Origin of the sequence: Sphingobacterium sp. HMA12 (assembly GCF_002933815.1) — a bacterium.
In the GTDB taxonomy this organism is placed as follows: domain Bacteria; phylum Bacteroidota; class Bacteroidia; order Sphingobacteriales; family Sphingobacteriaceae; genus Sphingobacterium.
The window spans coordinates 99,598-111,387 of the sequence record NZ_BEYR01000001.1; the positions used below are offsets into that span (position 1 = coordinate 99,598).

At 41.1% G+C, this 11,790-nt stretch carries 10 protein-coding genes; 8 read left to right on the forward strand and 2 right to left on the reverse strand.

Features of this window, described 5'->3' with window-relative positions; translation table 11 throughout:
- Nucleotides 1-86: 86 nt before the first annotated feature.
- The 5 genes from HMAT_RS00435 (at nt 87) to HMAT_RS00455 (ending at nt 5,432) form a co-directional block, all read left to right on the forward strand.
- Nucleotides 87-593, forward strand: coding sequence for a BON domain-containing protein (locus HMAT_RS00435; RefSeq protein ID WP_104380862.1), 507 nt, complete (start codon nt 87-89; stop codon nt 591-593).
- A gap of 13 nt (nt 594-606) precedes the next feature.
- Entirely contained in the window at nt 607-1,026 is a 420-nt protein-coding gene (locus HMAT_RS00440; RefSeq protein ID WP_104380863.1) for an SH3 domain-containing protein, read from the forward strand.
- Nucleotides 1,027-1,201: 175 nt separating this feature from the next.
- A complete protein-coding gene (locus HMAT_RS00445; RefSeq protein WP_158655545.1) occupies nt 1,202-2,071 on the forward strand; it encodes a hypothetical protein in 870 nt (289 codons plus the stop codon).
- A gap of 269 nt (nt 2,072-2,340) precedes the next feature.
- Entirely contained in the window at nt 2,341-3,543 is a 1,203-nt protein-coding gene (gene tyrS, locus HMAT_RS00450) for a tyrosine--tRNA ligase (RefSeq protein WP_104380865.1), read from the forward strand.
- Nucleotides 3,544-3,674: 131 nt separating this feature from the next.
- Nucleotides 3,675-5,432 (forward strand): aromatic amino acid hydroxylase, encoded by a 1,758-nt coding sequence (locus HMAT_RS00455; protein WP_104380866.1) that lies wholly within the window; start codon nt 3,675-3,677, stop codon nt 5,430-5,432.
- Between the two features lie 115 nt (nt 5,433-5,547).
- Here the strand turns inward: HMAT_RS00455 and HMAT_RS00460 are convergent, their stop codons facing one another.
- Together HMAT_RS00460 and HMAT_RS00465 are read right to left on the reverse strand one after the other, a co-directional pair.
- The gene (locus HMAT_RS00460) at nt 5,548-6,447 is read right to left on the reverse strand and encodes a flavin reductase family protein (protein WP_104380867.1); all 900 of its coding nucleotides are present in this window, start codon (nt 6,445-6,447) and stop codon (nt 5,548-5,550) included.
- Between the two features lie 13 nt (nt 6,448-6,460).
- Entirely contained in the window at nt 6,461-7,435 is a 975-nt protein-coding gene (locus HMAT_RS00465; protein ID WP_104380868.1) for a fumarylacetoacetate hydrolase family protein, read from the reverse strand.
- Between the two features lie 313 nt (nt 7,436-7,748).
- On the opposite strand from HMAT_RS00465, the gene HMAT_RS00470 reads away from it, so the two are divergent.
- From HMAT_RS00470 to HMAT_RS00480, 3 genes are read left to right on the forward strand one after another with little or no spacing between them, the layout of a single operon-like run.
- The gene (locus tag HMAT_RS00470; protein WP_104380869.1) at nt 7,749-8,906 is read left to right on the forward strand and encodes a homogentisate 1,2-dioxygenase; all 1,158 of its coding nucleotides are present in this window, start codon (nt 7,749-7,751) and stop codon (nt 8,904-8,906) included.
- 29 nt (nt 8,907-8,935) lie between these two features.
- Complete coding sequence (gene hppD / locus HMAT_RS00475; protein ID WP_104380870.1) at nt 8,936-10,063, forward strand: 4-hydroxyphenylpyruvate dioxygenase; 1,128 nt, start codon at nt 8,936-8,938, stop codon at nt 10,061-10,063.
- Complete coding sequence (locus HMAT_RS00480) at nt 10,020-11,303, forward strand: Glu/Leu/Phe/Val dehydrogenase dimerization domain-containing protein (protein WP_233789069.1); 1,284 nt, start codon at nt 10,020-10,022, stop codon at nt 11,301-11,303. Before hppD ends, HMAT_RS00480 begins: the two co-directional genes overlap by 44 nt.
- The last annotated feature ends 487 nt before the right edge of the window (nt 11,304-11,790 follow it).

Genomic DNA, 11,790 nt, shown 5'->3' on the forward strand with positions numbered 1-11,790 from the left:
TTTGCTGTTTAAAAATTATCTGACAAACAATTGATCGAGCAGTTTGTTAAGGATATTGTTGGAAATCATAAATTAATATTGAGCATATGAAATTTTACAAATTAACATTTTGCCTTTTGGCAGTATCTGCAGCACTTTCTTTTTCTGCATGCAAATCGGGTTTATCGGATGATAAATTGGAAGAAAAGATAGAAAATGCACTTACGGGGCGTAAAACTGTAGACGTTGAAGTCGAAAAAGGAAAAGTAATCCTAAGCGGAACTGTCGCGTCAGAAGAAGAAAAGCAGCAAATCGAAACAATTGCTAAGACAGCGGGAGATAAGGATGTTAAGTCCATTCAGAATAATATTATTGTGAGTGCACCTGTAGCGACAACTCCAGCGCCTATTGAAACATCGAATAATGATGCTGTACTCGGTGCGGCTGTAAACACGTTTATGAAAGATTTCCCTTCTGTTCAAGCGAGTGTCAAAGATGGTGTTATTTCGGTAACAGGGACATTGGAGCAAACAAAGATTGTTACACTGAAGCAGGGTTTGGATAATCTAAATCCGAAGAAAGTGGATTTGAGTGGTATTGTTGTTAAAAAATAAAATAACGGAAATTATGTCATTACAAGAAAAATATAAAGTTTTATTGGATACTGCACAATCTTCAGGCGTTAACGATTTAAATTACGCTGAAATGGATGGTGTACTTCAGATTAGGGGTACCGCACCTAGTGCAGACGTAAAAAATAAGCTATGGGAGATTTACGGAAATATAGATCCAAATTTTCAGGCCGGTGATGTCGTTTTGAATGTTGATGTAGCTACAGAAGTACCGGGAAGTCAAGTGAAAGTGGTTACGGAGAATAGTAACCTGAATATTCGAAAGGGGCCCGGGACAGATCAGCCTATTGTCGGAAAAGCGGCGAAAGGCGAAATTATCACATTGATCAGTAAAGCAAATGACCAATGGTGGCTGGTAAGAACCAAAGATAATGAAGAAGGATATTGCTATGCGCAGTACCTCGAATCCGTCTAATACCATCACTTATTAAGACAATTTGGGAGATTTATCGTAACGATATTTCTCCCTTTTTTATGGTTATATGTTGATATTTACCCTTTTTTGCGCCGTATTACTCCCTGATTTTTCTGCGTTTATCATTTTTGGTGTAATAATTGCATTACTCTATTTGCAACAAACTTATTACAATATGTTGAAATTGAATTTTTTCTTATACCCATTTATTGCCTTATTTGGGCAAATAGCCGTAGCACAAGAGTATGTTCGTTTGGATAAAGACATTTATCAATTGCATTTGTCGGAATCTCCAAAGGACACCATTAGCATCGTTGAAAAAGGACGGGCAACTAAATTGAAACAGGGAAAATACATTTTGCAGCAAAATCAATTTATGGGCAGCTCCAATGCTTTTATCACGATCAACAAAGAAGGTTTAGTGGACGGAAATTTTAAGATTGAAAAAGAAGGAAAGCGCGCTATAGTTCAGGTAAGACATGGTGTCATGCAACAAATGGAGGTTAAAGCAGATGCATTAATGGATTTTCAGTACACCATAACGGATACATCAAGTGTGCAGCGTGATTTCCGAAACGGTAAAATCAGCCAGGAGAAGATCGTTGTATATCAGCCGAATTTGGGGAAGAAGAAGGTATTAAAGACTTTTTTTGATACCTATTACACGATTGAAAATGAATTTGATCATAGTAAATCTGACTATAGTCTGGATAATAAGTTGCTTTATAAGGCTAAATTGGATTGCGTTGGGCAGGTCATGGAATCTAAGTCTTTTAACAAGGAGGGGCAGTTACTCAAACACACCTATAAAAAGGATAAGGTGGCTTACACCGATTTATATCAGCATAATAATCTTGTAGAACGCCTGTACCAATCCAATGGTTCAACTTTTAGAGAATACTTTAAGAATCAATTGCTGTTGAAGAAAATTGTTGAGAAAAAGAGAAATGGTCGTATCGAACGATCGGTGTATAACGCCGCAGGCAAATTACTTGAGAAAAGTGAAGGCAGCGATGTAAAAAAGACAGACGGAAGTAATGTATAATTGCGTTTTTGATCAACAAGAAGCAAAGTCCGGCCTCCGATAGAAGCCGGCTGCGTATTATAGCATCTTTTTTGAATTTTGAAATTATAGCATTACCTTTGCCTAGGCAATGAAGAAAATGAATAATATCTTACGTCTTCCATTTTTCGTTAATTATTATCTCCCGATCGTAGTTCGGGAACATTATGCCTATTAAAAATTAGAGAATTCAATTATTTATATAGCTAAGCCCGAACATCACGTTCGGGCTTTTTTGTTTTTATACCATTATGTTGACAGATTTAGAAGAAAACATTGAAATTATCCTCCCCGTGGGTGGGCTGAGATCCAAATTGGAACAGGCTAAAGAGACGGGGCGGCCACTGATTATTAAACTGGGCTTTGATCCTACTGCTCCGGATCTTCATCTGGGGCATGCCGTGGTGCTGAAAAAACTAAAACAATTTCAGGAATTGGGCCATCAGGTCATCGTTTTGGTTGGAAGTTTTACCGCTCGGATTGGAGATCCAACAGGGAAAAACAAGGCTCGCAAACCTTTGAGCCAGGAAAAAATAGCTGACAATTCGGCTACTTATATTGCTCAGTTAGCCAAAATTATCGATATGTCGAAGACAAAGGTTGTCTTTAATGGCGATTGGTTAGATAAACTGGATTTTTCGGAGGTTATTCAGCTTGTTTCAAAAGTGACAGTTGCGCAACTTATGCAACGACATGATTTTCACAAGCGTTTTACGGAAAATCAGCCTATTGCCATGCATGAACTCATCTATCCTATACTGCAAGGTTTTGATTCGGCGCACATCAAAAGCGATATTGAGATGGGGGGGACAGACCAGTTGTTTAATTGTACAGTGGGGCGACAACTTCAGGAATCTTTCGGTCTCGATCCTCAAGTTGTGCTCTGTATGCCACTGCTCAAAGGATTAGATGGTAAGGAGAAAATGAGCAAATCGCTGCACAATACCATTGGTCTGTTGGATAAGCCGAATGACATGTTCGGTAAAGCAATGTCTATTCCCGACACTTTAATCCCGGATTATATTGATCTCACGACAGACTTTACCAGATCAGAAAAGACGCTCTTGAAATCACGCATGGAAATGGGCGAAAATCCGATGGAAGTCAAAAAGCTTATTGCACACAATCTCGTGTGTCAATATCACGATCAGCAGGCGGCAACGGATGCAGCGGATTTTTTTGCTAAACAATTTCAGCAAAAGTCATTTGACGATAAAAGCTTTGAAGAGGTATCACTGCCACTCGCCAAAGCACAATTGGGGCCTGTTGCAAAGCTTGTTGATCTTTGTCACTTTTTAAAAAAGGACTTGAGCAAATCTGCTGTCCGCCGACTCATAGCCGAAGGAGCAGTTCAGATTGATTCAACTAAATGTATAAATCCGGATCTGGCTGTTGACCTGAAGACTAGTTTTAGAATTAAATTAGGAAAAAGAGGTTTTTTTAAATTTGTTTAGGAAGGTTTAAAGGGGTATACCTTTGATATATTTTGTAAAAATTGTGAGAATGTCAGGTTAGCCTTTCGGAAGCCATAAATATTTTCTACCTTCATACAAAGTCTCACACTTTATTTTGATACCGATTATAAATGGAAACATACAATAATGTTGTTTTGGAGCAGTTGCCCAAACATTTAAAGCGCTATGTAGTCGCCCAGCAATACGAACGTTACACAGCTTTGGATCAAGCATTGTGGCGCTATGTCATGCGCCAGAATTATTCCTTTTTAAAAGATGTCGCCTATTATCCGTATATACCGGGATTGAAGAAAGCTGGACTCTCCATTGCGTACATACCGGATCTGCAACAAATGAACGATAGTTTGAAATTAATTGGTTGGGGGGCTGTAACAGTCGATGGATTTATTCCACCGGCAGCTTTTATGGAATTTCAGGCGCATCGAGTATTGGTCATCGCCGCAGATATCCGACAATTGGAGCATATCGAATATACACCAGCACCGGATATCATTCACGAATCTTCCGGACATGCGCCCATTATAGGGGAGCCGGACTACGCGGTTTATCTACAGTATTTTGGTGAAATTGGGACAAAAGCATTGTCATCCCGTAAGGATTTCGAATTATATGAGGCCATTCGTCATCTGTCAATTTTAAAAGAGCATGCGGGTACAACCGAAGCCGAGTTGATGGAAGCTGAAAATCAGTTGAAGATTGTTCAGGATAATATGGGCGAACCTTCGGAAATGGCTTTACTAAGTAGATTGCACTGGTGGACTGTGGAGTATGGTCTGATCGGTAGTCTGGAAGATCCTAAGATTTATGGTGCGGGGCTACTGTCTTCCATTGGTGAAAGTGCCAGCTGTATGCAGAAGTCGGTACCTAAGCTCCCTTACGATTTAAATACTGTAGCATATACCTATGATATCACTAAGCCACAGCCACAGTTGTTTGTCACACCCAATTTTGAACATTTAATGGATGTCCTGAATCAATTTGCAGATACCATGGCCTTCCGGATCGGCGGCAAACAAAGTTTGGAAAAAGCGATTGATTGTCAGGCTGTATGCACGGTTGTTTATAGTTCTGGGCTACAGGTGTCCGGTATTTTTAAGGCAGCGAATGCAGATCAATCTGTTTCCTATATACAAGCAGCAGGGCCCACTGCATTGGCGTGTTCAGGGAGGCAATTAGAAGGACACGGCGTAAGTTATCATCACGAAGGCTTTGGTTCTCCGGTCGGTCTACTCGCAGATAGCAATAAAGATCTGGCGGATTTCTCCGATGAAGAAATGATCGCTCATGGTATCAGTCAAGGAAAGCGATGTTCTTTACGGTTTTCTTCAGGGATTGAAGTTGAGGGCCTTGTTTTTAATATTGCGCGTCAGGCGGGTAAAGTTGTATTGATTTCATTTGAAGACTGTGAAGTCTACCGAAATGGCCGGAAGGAAATTTATTTTAAACCTGAATGGGGAGTTTACGACATGGCTATTGGAGCTGAGATCGTTTCAGTCTTTGCGGGTGCAGCAGACAAAGATGCTTATGAGTCTATTGATGAAGAAATAGAAGGGCCATCGGCTGCATGGGATGGTCAGCCTGAAAGCTCAAAATTGATCGCTTTACATGCTACAATTGAACAGCTCCGCATAGGAAATTTTGAAGGGGAGAGTTGGAGCAACATCTTTGACCAGCTGCAATCTGAAAGCACAGATAGCTGGCTGGCTCTGGTAGAACTTTATGAGATCGCCTTGGCGAATCATGCTTACGACTTCGCTGAAAATGTAGAACGTAAGCTCCAAGCTATTGTTACTGAACGTCCAAGCTTAAAAAAACTTATTGATGATGGTATCCGGGTAGCAAAGGAGGAGCCCTTAAATAACCATTGAGTGAAATGATTTATTCCAATTCCACTGACCTCTGCCAAAAAGAAGCATAGCCATCAATCTATGCTTCCCTGTTTTTTTAGCCTTGCTTTTGTGTATCGTGTGCCAAGAAGCATTTTTATAGGCTTAATAAGACTTGCCATGCTTTGTTCAATTGTTCTGAATCCAACAATTGTGCAGCATAAGTATGTATTTCTTGTGTCAATTGTGGTGAACCTTGTTGAAAATTCAGCCGGAGATAGTTTAAATATTTATCCTCTTGGGTGGCCTGCTCTAAAACTGGCAAGGATTCTACATTTGCTAGTAACCCGAGATGGTTTCCGGTGAGTACTTTGGAAAGGCGAATGTTTTCGGGTAGCTGATCGATACCAATACCCAGACTGCGGAGTGGTTTAGGAACTATAAAGAGATTTTCGTTGGTTATACGGCAGTACCAGTCACCGCCGAGACGGGCGACCAGGTCGAGTTCCTCTTGTTTTATCGTATTGTTTTTGTGCAAGAGTTCTTTGTGCACATGCATATAGATAACTTCGGCAATAACAAGATTTCCTGCTCCAGGCTCGTCGCTGATGGCGATCACTTCTCTCACACGACATTCAAGTTGAACCGGAGATTCCGCTACCCGTGGTGGGCGAACGTGTAATGATGGGACCGGTGTAAACCCAGATTTGTCAAATTCATTTACCTCCTTGGCGTACTCTGTACTCGCCAGAGACTGTTGCTGTACCATCGCATAGTTTACGATGTTGATGACGACCTCATTAACTTCTTGGATATTGTCCAGCGTATGCTTGGTACTTCCATCACGCATGCGACGTAAGGGAGAGAACACACATATTGGTGGCTGGTGTGACATCAGATTGAAGTAGCTAAAAGGGCTCAGGTTGACATTGCCTTCCCCATCGATCGTGCTCGCAAAACAGATTGGGCGAGGTGCAATGGCATATTTGATTAAATTATCAATGATGGCTTTATCGGCCGAGGACTCAAAAGTGACTGTATCGAAAGAAGAATTCATTGGTTGAATAGATTTATTGGTGGTATAACACAACAGTGTTAGAAAGTGTTCCCAGACCTGTTACTTCCAGTTCGATCTGATCGCCTTCCTGCAACCATCGATCCTGATGAAACGGATTCTCTATGCGTCCTGTGCCATTGAGTTCTAAAAAACATCCCGTTCCAACTGTTCCTGAACCGATCACATCCCCAGGAAAAAGACGTACACCATAGGAGACGCGTTCGATAATTTCGGCAAATGTCCAGTGCATTGTAGCGAAATTACCGGAAGAAACCTGTTGACCGTTCACGCGGCATGACATGTCTAAATTGTATCTGTCGCCAATATGATCCGCTGAAGATTTAATTTTATAAGGTTCCAATTCGTCTTTGGTGACTAACCAAGGACCAATTGCTGTAGCAAAATCCTTTCCTTTGGCCGGACCCAAGCTTAATTTCATCTCTTCCAGCTGGAGTTTTCGGGCACTGAAGTCATTCATGATCATATAACCAGCAATATACTCATCGGCCTCTGAGGCAGGGATATTTATCCCGGTTTTATTGATCACAATGGCTACTTCAAGTTCAAAATCCAGTTGTTCAAGATGCAGCGGCATACATTGTATCGGACCGGGGCCTTGTATGGCTTGATGATTGGAGAAGTAAAAAACAGGAAATTCATCGAATTCCGGAATCATATCCAGTCCGCGGTTTCTTCTTGACGTCGCTACGTGCTGCCGAAAAGCATAAGCATCACGCACCGATGTCGGATGCGGTACTGGGGCAACAAGTTGATTATCTTGAAATAGCTGGTAAGGTCTGGACATCCGCCCCTCCAGCAATGCGTTGTGATAATACTTTAAATCGTTTACGGCTTCATCGCCACGAACCAAAAAAGCAGTCATATCGGTTGGAAGGGAAGGAGCTATTTCCGAGCAGGTGTACACCCGGTCATTGATCATAATTCCTAATTCTTGTTGGCCGTTTTTCGTGCATGTAACAATTCTCATATCGGAATATTCTATTGGTTATTCAATCTTTGAATGCGACACAAATATATCGTATAAGTTTTGAAAAAAAATATTTCTTCCCTTGAAAACAGAAAAATATTCTTACCTTTATTATAACATTATAAACTAGTAAAAATGATTAATCATGGAATACATCGCTTTGCGTCATCCATGCCCTATATTGCTTTTAATAGAGCAATTATAGCTGATATCGTTTTTGCACAATACTAATCCCCTCGAGTTTTTTGCCAATCGATGCTATTGGCAAGGTTGATATTCATTTATTTTTATAACCGTTTTAAATCGTAGAATTATGCCATTTTATGTTAAACAAGGGCAAATTCCAGCACAGCGACATACTGTTTTTAGAAAGCCCGATCATACGCTCTATGCGGAGGAATTGGTTTCTACCCATGGTTTTTCCAGTCTTTATTCGCTCGTGTATCATTGCCACCCGCCTACACTGGTCAAACAGATCCGTGAACCTTATGATGTTACTCCCAAGATTGTCCGTGAAAAACATCTTAAACATACCAGTTTAAAAGGATTTCAGGTTAAGGCCAAAGATGATTATCTGGAAAGCCGGACACCTGTTCTGGTCAACCAGGACCTACACATTTCACTGGCTGCCCCACGTCAATCCATGACGGATTATTTTTATAAAAATAGCCAGGCCGACGAGATTATTTTTGTGCACCAAGGAACAGGGAAACTCAAGACGGGGTACGGAAGCATTCCATTTCAGTATGGTGACTATCTGGTTGTCCCTAGAGGCACAATTTACCAGATGGAATTTGATCAGACAGACAACCGATTATTTATTGTTGAATCGTTTTCTCCGGTACGTACACCAAAGCGGTATCGGAATGAATTTGGTCAGCTGATGGAGCATGCTCCTTTTTTCGAACGGGATATCCATGTACCACAGGATCTGGAAACTTTTGATCAGCTTGGCGATTTTGAGGTGAAAATCAAGAAACAGGGATTGATCTATCCGTACATCTATGGAAGCCACCCCTTTGATTTTATTGGTTGGGATGGCTATCATTTCCCTTGGGCATTTTCCATTCATGACTTTATGCCGATTACCGGGAAATTACATCAGCCCCCGCCTGTCCATCAGACATTTGAGACCGATACGTTTGTGTTGTGTAGTTTTTGCCCACGTCTATATGATTATCATCCACAATCCGTACCCGCGCCTTATAACCACAGCAATGTAGACTCGGATGAGGTACTATATTATGTGGATGGTGATTTTATGAGCCGGAAATCGGTTGAGAAAGGACAGATTACATTACATCCGGGCGGTATCCCGCATGGGCCACACCCCGGTACTGTGGAAAAGAGTATCGGGCAAGTTAAAACAGAGGAACTTGCGGTCATGATCGATCCTTTCCGTCCCTTGATGCTGACAGAAGAAGCGTTAGAAATTGAAGATCCGGATTATTTTAAATCCTGGATGAGTTAAGTTGAATACGAATAACCTTTATATAAATTATGGCAAATACATTTGCAGAGAAGATTGCCCAAGCGCAAGATTTTCTACCTATTAATGGCACCGATTACATTGAATTTTATGTGGGGAATGCGAAGCAGGCCGCACACTATTACAAAACTGCCTTTGGTTTTCAGTCGGAGGCTTATGCAGGACCCGAGACCGGTATTAGAGACCGTGCATCTTATGTTCTAAAACAAGATAAAATAAGACTGGTGCTGACCACAGCGCTTAAATCGGACCATCCGATTGCTGAGCATGTAAAAAAGCATGGCGATGGCGTCAAAATACTGGCTTTATGGGTTGATGACGCCCGAAAATCATTTGAAGAGACGACCAAAAGAGGAGCAAAGGTTTATCAAGAACCGCAACTGTTCAAAGATGAACAAGGGGAGGTCTGGACTGCAGGGATATACACTTATGGAGAAACGGTGCACCTCTTTGTGGAGCGAAAGAATTACAGCGGGGTATTTATGCCAGGATATGAAAAATGGGAAAGTGATTATAATCCTGCAGAGACCGGCTTGCTCTATATCGATCATTGCGTTGGCAATGTGGGTTGGAATAAAATGGATGAAACGGTTCAATGGTACCAGGATGTGATGGGCTTTGTCAACATCTTGTCCTTTGATGATAAGCAGATCAATACCGAATATTCAGCATTGATGAGCAAAGTGATGAGTAATGGCAATGGCTATGTAAAGTTTCCGATCAATGAGCCTGCGGAGGGAAAAAAGAAATCTCAAATTGAAGAATATCTTGAATTTTATGAAGGTGAAGGTGTGCAGCATGCGGCATTGGCAACGAAGGATATTGTACGTACCGTGAGGGAACTTAAATCTAGGGGTGTCGAATTTCTGGGAGCTCCTCCCGAAGCATACTATGATATGCTTCCAGAGCGGGTCGGGGTGATAGATGAGGAAATCCGGATTATCCAAGAACTGGGTATTTTGGTGGACCGTGACGAAGAGGGGTATTTACTCCAAATTTTCACTAAACCAGTGGAAGATCGGCCCACCTTGTTTTATGAGATTATTCAGCGAAAAGGCGCGCAGAGTTTTGGTGCCGGTAATTTTAAGGCACTTTTTGAAGCAATTGAACGGGAACAGGAACGCAGAGGTAATCTATAAGGATATGTTGGGTATGAAAGAATTATTGCGCGCATTTGAGCATAGAAGTCCAGAAATAGTGTTTGAGTGGAAAGATAGTGAAACTGATGCCAAAGGATGGATTGTTATCAATTCTTTGCGGGGTGGTGCAGCAGGGGGGGGCACAAGGATGCGGGCAGGCCTAGATCGGCATGAAGTAGAATCCCTTGCCAAAACTATGGAAGTGAAGTTCACGGTTTCAGGACCCGCGATTGGTGGTGCCAAGTCAGGAATTGACTTTGATCCACATGATCCACGCAAAAATGAGGTTTTGGACCGTTGGTTTAAAGTGGTGACACCGCTATTAAAAAATTACTACGGGACAGGGGGGGACCTTAATATCGATGAAATCCATGATGTCATTCCATTGACCGAAGAATATGGCCTATGGCATCCACAGGAAGGTATCTTGAATGGACATTTTAAGGTAAATGAGAGTAACCGTATCCACCAGATAGGACAGTTGCGCTATGGAGTGTCCAAAGTGTTGGAAGATAATACCTACAGTCCGGATTTAAAGCGTAAATATAAGGTTGCAGACATGATAACAGGCTATGGAGTTTCTGAATCTATACGCCATTATTATCAACTTTTTGGAAGCGACTGTCTAGGAAAACGTGCAGTCATCCAAGGATGGGGGAATGTTGCCGCCGCCGCAGCATTCTACCTCTCTAAGCTGGGTGTGAAAATTGTCGGAATTATTGATCGGGCTGGTGGTTTAATCAATCCTGAAGGTTTTAGCCAAGCAGAAATTACACAATTACTTCTGGATCGTAGGGGAAACGAGCTTAATTCGCCGGATTTGATGTCATTTGAGCAGACTCAGAAGGAAATATGGGGACTGAGGACCGATATCTTTGTCCCGGCAGCTGCATCACGTTTGGTTTCAAAAGATCAGATCCAGCAGCTCCTGGAAAATGGACTTGAAGTCATTGCTTCTGGTGCAAATGTACCTTTTGCTGATCAGGAAATATTCTATGGACCAGTGATGGAGTTTGCTGATCAACATGTTGCGGTGATACCTGATTTTATTGCAAATTGTGGTATGGCAAGGGTATTCGCCTATTTAATGCAGCGAAATATAGAAATGAGTGATGATGCGATTTTCTCTGATGTTTCAAACGTGATTTTTGAGGCTTTGAAAAAGATAAGAGATTCTTCTGCTGATCGTACACAGATTGCTTCCAGAGCATATGAAATTGCATTAAAGCAACTTCTCTAAATCTTTTACAGGAGTCGTTAAACGAAAAACACTTGAAGCGGGGAACTTCAAGTGTTTTAACTAACCAATTATTAACCTAAATTTATGAATGCTTAAAACAGTGCAATACCTGTGCCAAAATTTATTTACCTAAGATGAATAAATTGTCATTTTTTTGTTAACTTATAATTTTGCTTCCATTTTCGCTATACACTGATACCGTTGATTTTTAAATGCTAATTCTTCATCGAACTTTGATATGTGACAAACGTATTAAGGTATGTTGATGGTATTGGGGGATGTTTCTTTGTTTTATTATGTAAATTACTGATAAACAGAAACTCCTGAAGCGGGGAGCAACAGGAGTTTTCCTAACCAATTATTAACCTAAATTTATGAAAAGTACAAGTATAACGTGATCTCAACATAAAATGTTTCAGGTATTTTCACTTTTTTTGGTTTTTTAACATTTTTTAGTATTTGTATGTTGATTTTCAGTAAAATATTC